Here is a 17,257-nt window from a genome sequence, read left to right on the forward strand (position 1 = left end):
CTCGAATGCATACGATTATATCTAAATTTCTTCGATTTGGTACAATTTGGCTCGATTTTCCTCACAATGTCAACCTCCTACACTAATGTCTCTTGATTGGAAACCCAGGTTGACTACCATTTAAATACTATTTGAATTCGATTTGATTTTAATTAACCGGAGCTGAAAATCATTAAAAATGCCTGTTTGATCAGCATGTTGTTATGGCGAAGTGATTTTACAGCCGACTATTTGGCTGCTTAATAGCGCCAGCGCCTCTTTTAATTCCTGGTATGGGCCGCTTTTTGAAACGATTGCGTCTGCCCCTTCAGGTTGTTGCTCATGTGGATCTCTAAAATCCATCGAATAAGCAATGATTTTAATGCCAGGCAATTTTGCCTTAACGACTTTTATGGTTTCATAACCATCCATTTCAGGCATTCGCATGTCTAAGATGCAGATATCTGGTATGATTCCCCTAACAAGCAAGTCCAGAAAGTCTTTGCCGTTTGTTGCTTGTGGAATTACGTTGTACCCCCAAAGGCTGACTAATTCTTGAAGGCATTTACGAATTAGAGCATGATCGTCTACGATAGCTACTTTTATTTGGCTGCTTAAGTTCATAAATAGGAATTTAGGTTGATGAATTATATGTGTAAACTCGGGTACGATTGATTAGTTGATCTATTGGGGACTGTATTAGTGGGTAGTCTTGATTCTGTTCTTTGGAATACCTCCTATGTGGTTGTTTTCCCTGACATCAATCAGGTGGGCCGCTTCTACCAATTTGCAAAGATGAAAATATAGCGATAGCATATCTTTTTTCATGCCTGCTTCATGTAAACTTGTTTCAACTAAAGCATATTCCAGCAGGTCTTGCAGTTCTACTTTCCAGGCAGACAAAGACAGGTATTTAAAGAAGCGCTTGAAAACTATATACGGATCGACATATTCTTTAAATGATAGAATCTTGGGAAAAAAATCCCATTGGGTAGAATCCGCATGCCAACTACAAAAGAGATTGGGGTTAAATGTGTCTTCTTTATTAATAACAAGTGGCGATGTTTTGTTTTCCTTATTTATCAGCCAGGCAGCATTGATAACGGATTCCATCATTTTAAAGTAATATAATAAGGCACCTGGGTTATTTTTTGGCCAGATATGTTTTCCAAAAGCGGCACTTAAGACTGCTTTAATGCGCTTTCGGTAGTCTTTAAGAGCCGCTGCGGTGAAAAATTCAGCGAAAATCTGGTTTGGGTCGGTTATGGGTTCTTTAAACCATATGGAGGTTTCCAAATAGTCTTTGGTTGATTTCATATAAATTAAGATTTTAGACTGTTGCGTCCGTTTCTGTTAGGGGAAAAGTGGTAGGTTTGGTACTCTGTAAAGCCGTTATTTTCTTGTCGTATAATTCCTGGGCTAACAGCAGCAATTCTTGCACTCTTTTCTTTAATAGGATGGCCGTTTCAGTTGGTACGGTATAGTTTTCTTTATAACGGGCATCAGAGTAGGCTTTGTTGAGTTGGTTAAGTAGCGCAATTTCCTCTGCTGTAATACAAGGAAATACACTGGAAGGAACAAAGGAAAAGTTCTCAATTAGGGCGAGTAAACGGAAAAGGTTGTGCGTGGTAGACCGGTATCCGGTGTATACTCGTAAAAGTGCCATACAAGTATGTTGAGTGGCCTGGTGTAAATCAAACAAGGCTTTTTCATTCCAGTCGTTGTCCAGACAAAAGCAGGCAGTTTTAAAGAATCGTTCCGCTGTTTGGTAACAGTTGTTCCAGGCAGCTTCTATTTTTCTTGTTGTTTCTTCATGCGATATTGCTGTCGGAGGATCTATTATATCGCCATTGCCCGCATTATATACCAGTACGGCTTTATGATAAAGAGTGGTCAAAAAGCGGCTGTTTTTGGCTATTAAGTCGTTTACCGAGTCCAGAGATTGGACAATTGCAGTGACTTCACAATCCAGGGGTTCCGCCAAATGATTAATTTTTTGTAGCATTTCATGGTCGGGCAGGTCATTTTTACCATTGGTGATAACTAACAGGTCGAAAGTGGCCTTAATTGTTTCCTGGTTGGGACTGTCTTCGGTAAAACAGCTCCAATCGTTTTGAGGAAAGGTGCGGTAACCATAACAAAGGATCTTTTCAGGTTGGATTGTTTTGGCAATTTTCTGTGTAAGGTCGGCTAATAGAGTTACCAGGTGTGGAGATAGGTTGTCAAATGTCGTTTGCATGTAGGTTAAAAAGGTTTGGTATTAAAATAAAAGCATATGCCTTATGGCGGGGTACGGCTTTTATCTCTAGTGAATAGCAAATTACAGGGTACTTGTGCCGTACCGAACCAATTTAACCTGTGGATTACCAGTATTTTACTGTATTTTACAAAGGATATAACGGTACAATACCAATACCATAAATTCCATATATTTGAACCATGATAACTACACCTATGCCTGAAAAAGTACATCAAGGACGGGCCGTAAAACGCATACGGGAAATATTACAGGTAAAACAGGAAACACTGGCCAGTGAGCTTGGCATTAGCCAGCAAAGTGTGTCCCTGCTAGAAACTAAAGAAACAATTGATCCAGAGACCCTGGAGCAGATAGCGAAAACGCTGAAGGTGCCAGTGGACGCAATAAAAAACTACAACGAGGAAGCTGCTGTTAGTTTTGTAAGCTCATTTCATGACAATAGTGTTAGCCATGTAATTGGCAATTACGGAACTTATAATTTTAACCCAATAGATAAATGGGTTGAAGCTTTAGAAAAAAATGAAAAGCTTTATGAGGCATTGTTAAAGTCAGAACGTGAAAAAAGTGCACTGCTGGAAAAGATGTTGGAAGAGAAAAAGAAGAAGTAAAGAAAATATTTTTAATAAATAAACTATAGTTAAGCCACCAGATATGGTGGCTTTTTTATGAGAGCATTACAAGTTGACCTAGCATTCCTTTCCCCTCGTTTGCAACCTGCATAATTTTAAATTTTGAATGCACTAATTAAATAGGCATTCGTATTATTATTCTTGGTATTATCAATACAATGCACCCAATTTTATTTCATACTTAGTAATAAAATTGCCTTTTATCGATACCTTCCCGACCGCACAACTGTTCCCATTATTGTATTACCAGTAAAAGAATCCATCAGATAAATACGATCAAACAATAATTTATCCGACGGCAAATCTTCTATTTCCACATGAAAACTAGACGATGAAACCTCCGACGAGTACACAACTAACAGCCAACAGGTTGATAAATTCATGTTCTGTTTGTACGCCGCTATTTTCGTCTCTTTGTCTGCTATTCTTGCTTCTAAAGCTGCTCTATTGATCCCCTTCCTAAAAAAATGACGTTCTGGAGAAAGACTCAATGTTCCTTGTTCATATCGCTGTATGCTGGTTATAAATACCGGACGATCGACAGCCTCTCCTCTTGCAGAGGCGATTACGTATGCGCCCAGCTTCTCTGCCATCTTCCGTAAATCTACCTTCGGCAACTCCATAAACGATCTTTCATTCAAAGAAATACGACCTGTGTCAACTCCTATACTAAACAAACCTATAATATCAACCGCCGTTCGTACTATATATTTTCTGGCCTCTTCCAACATAGACAACACCTTCCCGACTCTATGCTGTTCTGTCTCATCAAACAGTTGAGTATGTTCCAATCCCACTCTTTCACCCTGAAATTCGAAAATAAAATCTGGACGCTCAGCTACTTCCAATAAACGCAAGGGCATTTTATTGTAATAAACAAACTTTCCCACGTCCACCAACTCCATTGTCTTATTACCTTCTACTCCAAATTGTTGAACTAACTTGTCATAAAATGGTTGAATCACTGCAAGGACACCCGCTTTATCCTGTGCAAGCCTAGCAGGTGCCTCCTTCATATTTTCTTGCATTCTCTCTACGGCAGCTGCAGAAATACCTAACCGTTCTGCCATGTCTGATACATTCACCTTTTGTCCCGCCGGCACGCTTATACTAACTAAATGACTAACCGGTGGCTCCATCAGATATTCCAAATACCGCTCCAATGGCGCTACCTTATCCCCAGCCCCTGCTGCTTCAGCTGCATGTTTAATATCGCCGTCTTTACTAATCAGATATACCGTCGTCAGTCGTGACACATGAAACAACATCTCAAAATCCCAATACCAATTCCTTCGGCTTCCCTTTGACATATCAAACTCCTTATTCCCCACCATCCGCGACATAATATCGATATACAAAAAAAGCGGTGCATGAAAATAGTCCCTTACGATTTGAGTATAACGATCAAACTCTGCTTGTTCTATCCCTGCCACCTCGATGCCAACAATCTCAGCTGCTCGTATCGTCTCAAAGAATACCAACTGATCTACAAATGCTGGTTCTTGCATCGCCTTCACCAAACCCTTTTCACCACCAAACTTCGCACGAAAAAATGTTTGTATCTCATTGAACCGCTGTATAAACCCTTTCTCCTGGGCCAAAGCATAATTCCTAACCGCTATCAGTTGGTTCCTGTACTGCTCTAAAGTTTCAATCGTCGGGTTTTCATAAATCAATCCTGCCAGCATATCCATTGACGCTATCTCCCGATCCCTCACCGCATGCTTGAATCCGAATACAGTGGCTGCTACTATCATAAAAGGCCATGGCATCATTTGAAAATCCCGTTCATTTTTCGCCCGGCTGTGTAAATAACTTGCTACCAGGGCACCAAGACATTCCTCCAAATGAGGATCTGTCGGGTCGGTCAAGTGCACAAATAGCTCCAACCATACCACCGGCGAAACAAAAACCATAATTCCCCTCCGCTCTTCCTCCGATCGAATCTTCCGTATTAATTCCGCAATTTCTCCAATAGGTAGCCCTGCCACGAGCTGCCTATAGGCATTTGTATCAAAAATGACCTGCATATTTTGGACTATGATTGTGTCTATATTTTCTTTTAGGGCTCGTTTTATACGTTAGTAATAACATATAATAATTTATAAAGCGCCTGATGAATGTCGTGAACCTTCATTACTTTTTTAAGCTTATCAGTTCTTTTTCAAACTGTCCAGTCAAATATTCGTTGACCTCCTTAAATTTTTTTAATTCCCCGATACGGCGGTTAAGTGTTTCGATTTTGCTCTTTCTAGCCAATTCTTCGGTATCGACTGGTTCTTCATCAATATCCTCCATTGAATCTGTAATAACAAATCGAATAATATGAGCATCCATCGAATCGGGTAGCTTAACTGCACTATCTATTATTTTTTCGAGTTTTTCATTTTTGGCTTTTCGAGCTGCTTCATGAAGAAGGAAATTAATCCATATTCTTGCGGCTTTATCAACCTGGAGCGCAAATGAAGATAAATTTTTTAACTCCGAAGGCTTAAAAGATTGATATTCCTCTTCCTTAGATTGGGCATCATTGAAACGATAATAGTAAGGTTCTTCTTTTTCAGGATCAAGCTTTTCTAGAATATCAAACAAGTGATTGAAATCCCTTAAAGGCTGCTTGTTTGATTTATAGTACCATCGATGTTTCCAAAGGTCAAGAATTAATGAAAAACATTCTTTCTCTGCATTCTTTTTCTTAACACCATCACTGAGAGCTTCAGCATATTTAATTTTTTCAGCAACATAATGAGCCATCCACCGGGAAAGAGTATCAACACCTTTCCCAAGGCCAAGTTCTTTTACTAGCAGCTTACCCAATTCCAAAACTGCCTTCTGTTGTTCTGATTGTTCCATCGGCTGATATAATTAGTATTTTAACAAATGGTTTTCCGTATTTATTAGATCCGCCCATCCTGCTAATTATTATATCCCTGTCGATCACCATTTCAATGATAAGATCACGCTGGTACTTTTTGCAAGCCTGCATTAAAAAATTCATATTAGCTTTTAAACGCATGCCACACTGATCGGTATATTCACCACGCTCTCCGCGATCTGTACTCCAATTTTCGCATCTTATTACCTCTTTGGTTGTTCCTATTTCCTTCCATGTGTTGAATTCTGAAACCAGTTCTAAGTCTGACAGAACAGATGCGCCGATGGAAATGATCGGGTAACTAACCTCTGCCGAACGCGGGTCAAAATCATCTAGGCCTTTTGACCTAGAAGGATATTCTATCCAGCCCTTTAAAACGAAAACTCCGTGAGTTGACTCCATATCATCTTCTTTATAATCGGGTATCTTATAATCATGATGATCATTGCAAGACTGCAGAGCACGCATTAACGCGTCTGATGTCTCCTTCGCTACAAATGCTGATCGTATCGATACATTCTCTTTCCGTTCATTTTCCTTTTCATACCAACCCCCACCTATACATATCCAATTTTCTCCCTTATAAGTGTTTATTAATCGTTCCCGGAAATCTTGTTCCGTGATGTCAGTTTGCCAGTCATCCGTCCTTTGCTTCTTTATCCACTTTGGGCGATTGAGTGGCAATGGATCCCTGATATCACTTAGCCACCTGCCATCTTCAATGGTTAACAAATGACGGCGTATCCATTCATTCCAAGCATTCTCTCTCCATCCCCTGGTTTCAACTACAGGCATTGCTTTTAGAAGTTTTGCTGCGGCCACCATCATGGAGTGATAGGACAAATAAAAGTCTAGATTATCTGTTTTCGGGTAGCTGCCGTGGTCATGCCAGGTTTCGCGGTCAGATGAAGAACTGTTCCACAAACCAACCCTGGGATCATTTTTATAACCGCTTTTGTCACCCATTCCCCAAACATTTACCACTACATCTGCAGCGATATCTTCCACTTGCTTTCCAGGTATACCGAATACATCACCCAGTGGTTGAAACCAGTAACGGTCAAAATCCCACCCGAAATGAAAACCTATATTGGTATTAATTTCTTTCGCTTCGTGCCAGATACTCTCAGTCCTGTAATTGTACTTTTCCATTCTTGGCTTGAATGGGCTTTTTCCAACTTGTCTCAACAGATCAACAGTAATATCGTCGTATGTACTTGGAAATGCGGCCGCAATATTCAAAGCGGCATCGGCAGCAAACCGCTGAATCAGAAGGTGGTTAGCCCCAAGGGCATACTCACTTATCTTACCTGCATGTTTAACGATAATACCGGGATGAGAGAGTGAAGTTCTCGCCAGCGCAATGAAGAAATATTGTATTGCGTGCAATTTGTAAAAAATGTATTCCGCGCTGCCATAGGCTCCGACCTCACCATGCTCTAATGAATCGAATAATGCATCGATTATGTCTGGGCAGCCTAGTTGTCCCATAGATCGAATTGCATGTGCGGCATTCCATCGTTCCCAACCCCATGGCGATCCCAATGCCGACCAGATAAATCCTGCTACACTTTTCTTTATATCATTATCGACAGCTACTTTATCACTATAAGGCCCATCGCCAAGTGTGTCATCAATATGCAATTCAAAACGACGCATAGAATAGTCTGTCAGTTTCAGAGCTTCTTCCGGTGATAACATAGGCGCGGAAAGGCTACAAAATCCAAAAAAAGTTTCCTCATCATGTAAACCGCCTTTTTGAAGCCCTTCATACATTCCATGTTTTAATTCACTTACCAGTATATCTGATAATTGCAGATCGCTTACGCAGTAATCAAATGTAAATTTGTTAGTTAGCTCCTGTGCATAGTGCTTACCAAATTTTTTAATAAGTAAAGGCCAAGCTGCCTTTAGTGCCGGCTTATTTTTCCAACTGTCCGGAATACCATATAAGATCGCCTTTGCATCGTATATTTCAACCTGGTCCAATAAAAATACTGCATCGATGTAATTATAAACTTGGCTATGATTTATCCTTGAAAGGCCTTCAATTAATATATCTCTAACTCCAGAATGGTCAAAGCGATCTTTGGGCTCGTTATTTAATTTCTCCAGTAGTGTAGTCAACCCATCCAGTGAATCGATTTGGATATCATTAAATAGCGCATCCCATGCCTTATCTGGTTGATCATTTCTCTTTTTTAAATAGGAATGATCTTGATCCTGTGCCTTTTCCACTTTATCGGTTGCGAAGAACTCAACAAGATTTGTCAAGCCGTCGTTATATAGTCCGAATTTAGAAGCTATTATTGCAAGGTCATTCACGTATTCTTGATGAACACCTTCCATCTGTAATATTCGCACAGCGTCATTTAAAATAGCCTGCTTTCCAGCTTTGGTTGATTCATGTTCAATACATATTAAGGCCAGGTCAACATACTCACCAAAAAAATGGGTCAATGACCACGCACACAAAGGAGAAATCAAATTGCTTTTTACAAGATATTCGATAATCGATTGGAGTTGGTACTGGTATCTACCGACAATTCGATCTCGCCATCGGCTAATCGCGGCAAGCGCCGTTGTAGGGGACAGCTTGGCGTCAGACCTAGCTGCACTACTTCTGTCCCAATGTTTTTCTCGCGAAACATAAATACCAACCAATTCAGCGCAACGGATAAACCGGTATGCAAATTCGTCGCTTATGTCCGGAAATTCCGCCGCACGTTCAGCGAGAGATTCCAAGGCTTCCCAACGCCTCACCAGTTCGTCGCCAAACTTCGAAACAATTTCAACTGCCTGATCAAAGTAAACACTGGCATCAGCTACAGAATTTACTGCGACTGCCCGCGAAAGCGAAATGTATTTTTCTGCCATTTCATCCGGCCCTTCTTCTTTGAGTGACTCGATCAGCTCGTGAGTCGTTTGCTCCAAGTTATCGCAAATATCTTTTAGGTGTTCAGAGCGGTGAGCTGCACGTAATAGATTGAGCCTATTTTTAGAACCAAAATCGTTTCCGGATAAAAGATGCTGGTAACAGCAATTAACAACCGTCGAGTCTCCAAGTATCAGTATTGAAGAAGCCAGTTCCGCAATCTCATTTGGTAAAGGGTCATAATTACTATATCGATTCGTTCTCGCTTGATGGGAACTGGATACCGTCGACTGAAATTGGGCCTGGAAATTAACGACGATTCCCCGAAGGAGATTTGCACGCAAAATAAACCACGGCAGTAATCCATTAATACATTCTTTATACTCTTTTAGGTCGCTTTCATAATCGTGTTTTGTCTTCTTGGCCAGCAGTTCTGCTGGAACAATTTCTTCAATCTCAATTTCACTTTTCCCAGTCAAGATCAATCTGATCGCAAGTGCCTTTAAAAAGATAAATCTGTCTTTTGATGTGTGTTTTGACACCACCATATTGTTGGCCTTCGCAGGTACGTAATAGTCAAGTGCCAAATTTATTTTTTTGGAAGCGAGTTTATAATGGAAGCAAGTTTCAATAATGCTTATTATGATTACAATCTGTTGATCATCGTAGAAATAATTCTCTGATTTAGGTATCCGGGTTTTCGCATCGCTGAGCTTATCGAGACATTTTGTCGCGATTGACCGTTTTAAAAACTTTCCTACCTGTAGAAATTCATGTGCAATAGAAACAACATAATATGGCTCGTCCTGCCATTCTTCAGCAAACTGATGCAGCACCTCAATTTTTCCTGCATCGATAAGCCGCTTTGCAAGCATAGAAACCACTCTGTACACATATTCCTTAGGTTTGAGTTTGTTAAGAAAGGCCGTAGCTCCTGCAACGCCATTGATATTCAAATGAGCATACGCAAATTCCAGGATATCTTGTTCTCTAAGTTTTTCTTCATGCGAATGATCGTCATCTTCAGTTTTCTCTCTTTTAAAATAGATCGATAGCCAGTTCTCTGCAGCTCGCAAATATCCCCTCGCTTCGCCTTTGTAGTCTGAAATAGCTGATAAAAGGGAGGCGGTATAAATATTTTCCGACCCATCCCAGCCGCTTCGCAGTTTGGTTTTAAAAGCAATTTCCTGTACCTTTTCCTTTCCCTGCAACACTGCAAGGAGATCAATATTATTTCTAAAAAGAAAAAATTGCCGGTTACTGCCTGCCACTTCTTCTCCTGCTCGCATACCAAGCTGAACAGAATCTTTGAGGTTTTGGGATTTTAGCGCTGCGATAAATGCAAAACGCAATCTGAAAATTCTAACATTACGTGCGTCAATCGGATTGCTTGTAGGCAGAAGATCGTCGGACAATGCGATTTTTATCAGCTTTTCGTATTCTCCCGCCTGTAGGTATAGTTGAGGAAGAACCTCTGCTACATAGGTTGAATCAGTTGCGAGTGGTTCCAGCCGTGCAATATAGGAAAGATAATTTTTCTTGTCAGCAAGATAGGTTTTGCGGAACCAGGTTTCGGTTGGCTCGTCCCTGAATTGAACAGAACTGTCGCTGATCCATAGCGGTCTGCCCAAATCAGCTACAAAGCTGTTAATTGCTTCTGTGGATACGCCTGCAGCACTTGCTAATATTGAAATAGGTATATGAGGCGGTAGGCTTGCAAGGCCAACGCAAATGGCGTTGATTGTGTCCTGAAAGTTGGGAGTTTGGTGTTCATTAATTTTCAAAACGGCTGCACGCAACTGTTGTTCAATCTGCATTTCAACTGTCATCGGGTTGGGACCGAAAGATGAAAGCAACTTGGTCACTGTTTGGTAGGACGCTGTGAGCGCATTTGCCTGCACCCTTGGATTTCCACCCGTTAGACGATAAAATTCAACGCCATCGTTTGCTGTGGCACCTGGAAAGTAGCCCTGCAGATTGCGAAGTGATTCTACTTCGGAAAAAGGCTTCAATTCTAGTGATAGAATATTGTCATTGGGCTTAAGAAGATGTTTGCGTTCTGTTCGGCACAACATAATTAGCTTGCATCCTTTCGGCATTTTTTCGCGTAAAAAGTTCGTGCGCAAAGCAGTTATCTTTAAATTCTTCCGCTGCCATCTCTGCATTATCCGCTGCATCGATTACGATAAAAAGTTGGGCGTGACTATTTACTTTTTTCAAAGCATTGACAGCGGAATCTATTCGTTGTAAAAAGCTTCTTAATATATCATCATCATGGCTTGTGTCAAATACCAAGATGGGTTGACAAATTCCCTCTGCTGCAAGTTCATTTGCAATCTGCACAAGAGCGTCGCGGTACCTGTGTCTGAACGAACTTCTGTTCCGATAGCTGCCTGTTCCAAAGCAGTCGTAACCGATAGTTAATGAATATTCAGGAACGGATGTTTTGAGGTGCCTACAAAAAACGGTTTTGCCAACACCGCCTGCAGCATGAACAATAACAGGGTGTTCCGATTCGCTTACGCAACGAATCATGCCAGCGTACTGCTCACGCTCGATCACCTTGTCGAGCTTTTCCCAGAGCGGAGGGGCTGGAAAAAGCTCTCGATCATTTGTAAACCCAAATCTCTTCAGGACTTCTTCACGGTTGACGATATGATCGCTATGGGGAAGCACCTTATCCTGCACCATACTAGTCAACGTTTCTGCCTGGGTACTTGTGACAGAGCCGGCAACTAATTGGGATAGTTCTACACGCAGTTCGGTGTTCTGTACGTTGTAATCGCCTTCACTGTCTTCGATAGTGAGAAGTGCACAAAACTCTGCAAGCTGTTTTCCTTTAAGTTTTGTATACTTTTCAAGAGTTTTACGAAAATTTGATCCAACATCTTCTCCCATCGCCAGGTAGATGAACTGATCCTTGACAATATCATCTACTTTCCTATTTGTAATAATACTAAAGGATATCGAAACCGAGTAATCACTTTTTTTCCTTTCATGCTGGCGGAACCGGGCAGCAAACCCCTCAAGCGTCTGTTTCAGCTCAGCCAACTTCATGGCTTGCTGACCACGTACAGTGGTATGCTTTAGCTGATAGTACTGTATGCTTTTGGAGTTGTCTACTGTATTTGAGTATTCTGTAACATCTATCACATATTCTCCTGCTTTCTGCGATTCATTTGATCCCTCAATAACAATGCTTTTCAATGTAGTGGTGGGATAAAGTAGCCGTAGGCATCTTCTCGCTGCCCACCGGTAGTGAAAAACATCACCTGCACGTGAATACGATACCAATTGGTTATTCAAGAGTTTATGTTGTTTTTATATAAATGGCAATGTAAGTTTTCCCTGTTTCGGGTTCAAATATTATACTTCACAATGATGTTAATTAAGTGCGTAATACGCTGACAATAAGATTGTTATTCAGCCTATTGAGTTGTTTTAAAGTGAAAGATTGTTTTCTATTATGGTCATGTCGGATGATGTGTAATAAAATAATTGGCTTAAAAAACACTCCCAATCAATATATTTTAGCAACGGCCTTTCCCGGCCAACCTATTTCCGAAAAAGGTATCTTCATAATGGTAACCCATGCCCCATTAATTAAAGGCTTCAGGTGAGGCGATAAAAGGAGTGGAAGACTAACAAATGTGTGGAACGAATATTACAAAAGACAGTTATATTATTACATGATGCCCAATCAAAACGATCCATGCCCCTGCGGAAGTGGAAAACAATACAAACGTTGTTGCGGAAATAAAGCCAACCGGAAAAGCAGCAATCCCTTTGGGAAGTATAACACGATCGATATTCTTCAAACCATTGCTGCATTGACTTTGGAGGAAGAAAACCATGGAAAGAACTTACGCCTGGAAGAAAGTGCGCTAGAAGCAGCCCGCCAGCCTAATCAAAGCAAGAAGAACATACCTTTTGAAGAGCTTAGAGGCTACCTGCAGGAGGAATATGAACTCAATCCCCAGGAAGATCCACCAGCTAATCTCTTTACCGAAGTGGTTGCTTTTGAAGGCGGCGACCATTTGATCCTACCTGGAATTATTCAAAGCCCGGCTTTTATACTGAATCAACTGTTATCAGGTATCTATCATTGGCGCGGCGTACCGTTGAGTGAGCAGTTTACAACAAACTGCTACCATTATGTAAAAGCAATACTCCTGCTTTCTGATCACATGATTAGAAAGGCCGGGTTACCCCGGTACCTGCAAGGTGTGAAACGGGGTAAGTTCATTTCGTTTCCCAATAATGGAAAATTAAATAAATTTAAAAAGGCGGTATTTTTTTCCCATGAGGAGATACAGGTACTCTTTGATGAAGCGGCCGTTGATATCCAGGCGTTGAATCCATTTTTAGCAGTCCTTACCAATCCTGCCTTCCAGCAAGCTGGGTTGGTTGAAAGCCCTTTTGTAAAACAACCTATTCTAAAGCTGCAAGACGGATACCTGGTGGTTAGCCCAGCTACGCTTACCTTTGCTTTGATTAAGGTATTGCAATCAGAGGCAGAAGCGATAGGATGCGTGGATGATGTACACAAAGTGTATCATGCAATCACTTGGAATAGTACAAAGAAAGGCCTGCAAGTAATGGGATTTAAGATGGTGGATGTTCCTGAAGTCCCTTTCCCGGTTCATCCCGGTGTTGAAACGGGATACTATCAGATTGATGACGATAAAATTGCGGCGGTTCAATATGTGGCTATGAGCCGGCCGAAGAACGGTTTTAATCTGAAAACCTTTGAGGCCGAACGTAGCAAAATGATGGCAGACCTTGCTGCTTTACCGCAGTTTGCTGGTTATAAGTTTATGAGCGTTTGTATTCCTTCAGCCATGGGCAACGACCTGATGATGCCATTAAGTGCTATTAATCAATGTCAGACCTTGTTGGTAAATTCGTTTGAATTTGATGCATTGGCGCAAACGCGCCGTATTAAAGCAATTGACCTTTGGAATTATACGGTTGCGCGGGAAAAGCAAATTCCAGAACCTTTCAAGTTTTCCATGCTGTCCTTTCTGGATGAATTTACCATTTATAGGGAACATGAAGATTCCTTTTATCTTTCAGACGAGGGCTTTGATATTGGTGTATGGCAATATGGGCGATCGCAATCCTTTATAGCCAGTGCCCGGCAAGCGGAAGATGCTCATTGCATGGCCATGCGCAAGACAGATGGCAGAATAGCTAAGACCTTTGTGATCAGGAAAGACAAATATGCACCCATTTACCTCTCCACAGATGATATGCGGGCAGGGGAAATATGTTATGGAGTGGAAGGCTTTACCCCTTCTGTTTGGGTGGAAGCTATCAAAGAGGTAGAAAAACCGGACCCGAAAGAACTTACCTTATACATTGAGTTTACAGATGCCATTAGTTATTGGCTATGGCAGATAAAGGATGATATAGACCCATACCTAGCACAAATAGATCCCGATTGCATTCAGTTTACTTTTGCCCTAAATGATCTAAAAGCTTTTACAGAATTAAACGATTTCTACCAGCGTGACTCGGAGGTATTAGCTAAAATCCAAATAACTGCCAATGGCGATACCGTTCATTTGGTTCTCCCAAAAGAATTGCTTTCTTATTTCTACGGCGCAGATAATGAGGGTGACCGAATTCTGGTAAAAGCATTGTTAACAGGCATCAATCTGCTACGAGTACAAAAAAACTTAGCCCCCATTCTGGATGCAGAAATGGATCAGATCGTTGAAAAGAATGCTCCGCTGGGACGAAAGAAAAAGTTGTTCGTACATCACACTAGCCATAATTGGATAATTGATAATAACGGACTTGGTAAACCACGGTTCATCCAGAAGTACAATACAAGCGAAGTAGCTAATTCAATAGTCGGCCTGTTGGGTCAACATTGCCCTCCACCAGGGGAGGTAACTGATCCTGCATTAAAAAAACGCTTACCCATTGATATCGTTATCAAGGGATTGCTTCCACATTTAAAACAGGTGATTAGCCAGTATGACAATGAATCACTGCTCATAAGGTTGTTGATGTTAAATGAAAGTTTGGTGCAACACCGGGAGATGTATCGAATTAAGACGCCTACCCGGATAGCGTGCTTTGTGGGGCAGAAACAGCATATCATTGATACGATGGATAGAATGGCTGACAGTAGCCGCACCACCACTGCTGTTCGTTGCCTGATTGAACACCTGGCAGCAGAACCTGCTACAGGCAACAAAATGGTGAGTAACACCGCCATAGATGAATTGGTGGCGATAATGGATGCCATTATCTCATGGGGAAGCCTCGGCGATCAATTAACCTATGAATTGTTTGATATCCGAGTGGGCGTATTAAGAACAGGTCGTATCGGCACAGAGAAAACAGTATCAAGGAAAATATTCGACCCCTTCTACCTGGAGAAGGTCAAAGAAAATGTGCAAGATGCTGAAAAAGCATTTGAACATGAATTTCCGGTTGCTTCATCCCAACAGGGAAATGCTGCTGGATTACCTACAGCTGTGGATACTGCTTTTCGCGCAGAGTTCGGCATTACGCTTACGCGTGTCTTTGATTTTCTTTATTTCATAGCAGCACTGGGTTTGAAACAGGCGACAGGTTATGCAATGATGGATTTAAAGACTCTGAAAAACCAGGCTACCAATCCGCCTGAACCATTTACCGATGAAGAATTTAATAATGCCATTGAGTTCCTGAGTTTACGTAACCGGGGGAAAGTTGAAAAATTTCCCAAAGGTTATGAACCCTATGATATTTCACCCTGGCGTATGAGCCGCAGGTTATCACTTATGCGTAAGCCACTGATACTTGTCGATACTCCTGATAAGGCCAATCCGATAGTGTTTTGGGGTGCTCGGCAGGCGCTTGTTTGCGCTGACAACATTAAGATACAATGCGAAACAGACCGGTTAAGGGTGCCTGATGGTGGGCCGGTCAAAAAAGCATTGGCAACCTTTGTGAATGCAAAGAGCGCTGGTCTTGTAAAAAGCGTACTTCAACAGCTTAAAATAACCGGAGCCATAATAGACAGTGAAGTATTTATCTCCCCTCATGGAAACCTAAAAAATGAGGAGGATATCGGGGACATTGATGTATTGTTGATTGACCCTGCAAGCAGGGAGATTTATAGCCTGGAGTTAAAATCCTTTGCCCCCAGCAGAACAGTCAATGAAATGATCCAAGAATGTGAAAAATTATTTAGTAGCCTTTCCGAAAAGGGTCTGATTGAAAAGCATGAAATCAGGCATAAATGGATAGAAAATAACCTTGACAAAATGGGCAAACTATATAATATAGATCTTACCGACTTTAATGTTAAATCGGTATTTGTAACAAAAGAAAGTATGATTTTTCCATTCCTGAAACAGGCAGGTGTATCAATGCCATTTATAACATTGTATCACCTGGAAAAGGAAGGATATGAATGTCTGAAAAAACTGTGACATAATTATTTTAGTGGTATTCGTTTGCAACTAACTGTGGCTTTTACGCAGAGCTGCCATCTGAGCCGACCGGAAGCAGTAAATTTTTAGTAGGCTATTAGCTATAGCACTGTATCAAAACGGTATTTTCCAGTTTAGGAAGGGGTATCACAATTGTTGACGAACTTGAAGATTGAGGGCAACTTGGTCATGTGACAAATCGAAATGGCAAATGCACTGGCAACTTTTATAAAATATTTTAGCTTTATTGTTTAATATAAGATTATGGTAAATAAAGGGAGTAAAGACCTCGATTGGAAGGAGTACGAAGCAATTACAAAATACATCTACGAGGCGTTGGGTGCTGGATACGGCATAAAGGTTAAGGCTTATGGAAAAGACTGCAAGGTCCAAGGTAAATCAGGTGTAAAGCATCAAGTAGATGTACTGACGGAACAGTTGCACGGCGAAGATTACTTGCTTACGGCGATCGAATGTAAATTTTTGAAAAAGAAGGTCACAAAAGAAATCGTGATGAAGCTCTATTCGATTATGAAAGATGCGGATATTTCCAGTGGCATAATCGTTTCTACGATGGGATTTACCAAGGATACTTTAACCTATGCAGAGCATGTGGGCATTCGGTTAGTTGAATTAAAAGAGGTGGAAAAGGATGATGTGAATGGCAGCCCTACCATAAACATAGGTTTATTTGAAGTAAATACTCAAGCCACAATTACGCGACCTATTATCATAACCATCGATTTTGGAACCGTTCAAATTACTAACGAGCACGAAATCATGGCGTTGCGCTGCGATAGCTATGCAACGATCCTTACTTCAGAGGGTAACAAAATTGCCTTCAATAAATATCTTGATGCATATTACAAAGAGCTCAACGACCAAAATCAACTTTTGAAGACAATCACTATAGATTACCCACCTGTTAAAGGGAAACTTTTAAGTAAATGGATTGATAACCAACCCGAAATCGAGAAAATTACTTTCAATGGATTTCTGTGCAAAATAGATGCAAGTTCGAAAAAGTCATTCCAGCTTGTTGATCAAGTTTGGATGATCATGAAAGAAATTTTTGAAAAAACTTCCTACAAATTATCCACCTCAGGGATGTTGTTTAGAGACAGAGAAGAATCCTAGCCTGGAGATACTATTCAAAAAAGTAACCTCTGGTACCTACTGTATTTAACGTTTGAAAAGGGTACCAGA

Annotated in this window: 10 protein-coding genes; 3 read left to right on the forward strand and 7 right to left on the reverse strand. The window is 41.0% G+C overall.

Annotated features, from left to right (window positions below; all coding sequences use genetic code 11):
* Positions 1-201: 201 nt before the first annotated feature.
* From A3860_RS32535 to A3860_RS32545, 3 genes are all read right to left on the reverse strand, one after another.
* The gene (locus A3860_RS32535; protein WP_081154700.1) at positions 202-603 is read right to left on the reverse strand and encodes a response regulator; all 402 of its coding nucleotides are present in this window, start codon (positions 601-603) and stop codon (positions 202-204) included.
* A gap of 75 nt (positions 604-678) precedes the next feature.
* Positions 679-1,296, reverse strand: coding sequence for a hypothetical protein (locus A3860_RS32540; RefSeq protein WP_081154701.1), 618 nt, complete (start codon positions 1,294-1,296; stop codon positions 679-681).
* A 13-nt stretch (positions 1,297-1,309) separates the two neighbouring features.
* Positions 1,310-2,218 carry a HEPN domain-containing protein gene (locus A3860_RS32545; protein WP_081154702.1) on the reverse strand — a complete coding sequence of 303 codons (909 nt, stop codon included), beginning with the start codon at positions 2,216-2,218 and terminating at the stop codon, positions 1,310-1,312.
* Between the two features lie 215 nt (positions 2,219-2,433).
* Here A3860_RS32545 and A3860_RS32550 point away from each other — a divergent pair, with 215 nt between their 5' ends.
* Positions 2,434-2,847: a helix-turn-helix transcriptional regulator gene (locus A3860_RS32550; RefSeq protein WP_081154712.1), complete on the forward strand. Its 414-nt coding sequence runs from the start codon at positions 2,434-2,436 to the stop codon at positions 2,845-2,847.
* A gap of 221 nt (positions 2,848-3,068) precedes the next feature.
* Here A3860_RS32550 and A3860_RS32555 read toward each other — a convergent pair whose 3' ends face one another.
* The 4 genes from A3860_RS32555 to A3860_RS32570 form a co-directional block, all read right to left on the reverse strand.
* Positions 3,069-4,898: a hypothetical protein gene (locus A3860_RS32555; RefSeq protein WP_081154703.1), complete on the reverse strand. Its 1,830-nt coding sequence runs from the start codon at positions 4,896-4,898 to the stop codon at positions 3,069-3,071.
* A gap of 106 nt (positions 4,899-5,004) precedes the next feature.
* The gene (locus A3860_RS32560; RefSeq protein WP_081154704.1) at positions 5,005-5,721 is read right to left on the reverse strand and encodes a hypothetical protein; all 717 of its coding nucleotides are present in this window, start codon (positions 5,719-5,721) and stop codon (positions 5,005-5,007) included.
* The gene (locus A3860_RS32565; RefSeq protein WP_158085437.1) at positions 5,678-10,744 is read right to left on the reverse strand and encodes an ATP-binding protein; all 5,067 of its coding nucleotides are present in this window, start codon (positions 10,742-10,744) and stop codon (positions 5,678-5,680) included. Before A3860_RS32565 ends, A3860_RS32560 begins: the two co-directional genes overlap by 44 nt.
* Entirely contained in the window at positions 10,659-11,825 is a 1,167-nt protein-coding gene (locus A3860_RS32570; RefSeq protein WP_143774382.1) for a P-loop NTPase family protein, read from the reverse strand. The genes A3860_RS32565 and A3860_RS32570 overlap by 86 nt, the downstream gene beginning before the upstream one ends.
* A 482-nt stretch (positions 11,826-12,307) precedes the next feature.
* Between A3860_RS32570 and A3860_RS32575 the strand changes: the two genes are divergently transcribed.
* Both A3860_RS32575 and A3860_RS32580 read left to right on the forward strand, forming a co-directional pair.
* A complete protein-coding gene (locus tag A3860_RS32575; protein ID WP_081154707.1) occupies positions 12,308-16,051 on the forward strand; it encodes an SEC-C metal-binding domain-containing protein in 3,744 nt (1,247 codons plus the stop codon).
* Positions 16,052-16,315: 264 nt separating this feature from the next.
* Positions 16,316-17,188, forward strand: coding sequence for a restriction endonuclease (locus tag A3860_RS32580; RefSeq protein ID WP_081154708.1), 873 nt, complete (start codon positions 16,316-16,318; stop codon positions 17,186-17,188).
* Positions 17,189-17,257: the final 69 nt, after the last annotated feature.

Source organism: Niastella vici, from assembly GCF_002077945.1.
Classification (GTDB): domain Bacteria; phylum Bacteroidota; class Bacteroidia; order Chitinophagales; family Chitinophagaceae; genus Niastella; species Niastella vici.

Excerpts from the sequence above, each read along its gene's own strand:
- A3860_RS32545 (WP_081154702.1), bottom strand. The coding sequence starts at position 2,218 with ATGCAAACGACATTTGACAACCTATCTCCACACCTGGTAACTCTATTA.
- A3860_RS32575 (WP_081154707.1), top strand. The coding sequence starts at position 12,308 with ATGATGCCCAATCAAAACGATCCATGCCCCTGCGGAAGTGGAAAACAA.
- A3860_RS32535 (WP_081154700.1), bottom strand. The coding sequence starts at position 603 with ATGAACTTAAGCAGCCAAATAAAAGTAGCTATCGTAGACGATCATGCT.
- A3860_RS32560 (WP_081154704.1), bottom strand. The coding sequence starts at position 5,721 with ATGGAACAATCAGAACAACAGAAGGCAGTTTTGGAATTGGGTAAGCTG.
- A3860_RS32580 (WP_081154708.1), top strand. The coding sequence starts at position 16,316 with ATGGTAAATAAAGGGAGTAAAGACCTCGATTGGAAGGAGTACGAAGCA.
- A3860_RS32550 (WP_081154712.1), top strand. The coding sequence starts at position 2,434 with ATGCCTGAAAAAGTACATCAAGGACGGGCCGTAAAACGCATACGGGAA.
- A3860_RS32540 (WP_081154701.1), bottom strand. The coding sequence starts at position 1,296 with ATGAAATCAACCAAAGACTATTTGGAAACCTCCATATGGTTTAAAGAA.
- A3860_RS32555 (WP_081154703.1), bottom strand. The coding sequence starts at position 4,898 with ATGCAGGTCATTTTTGATACAAATGCCTATAGGCAGCTCGTGGCAGGG.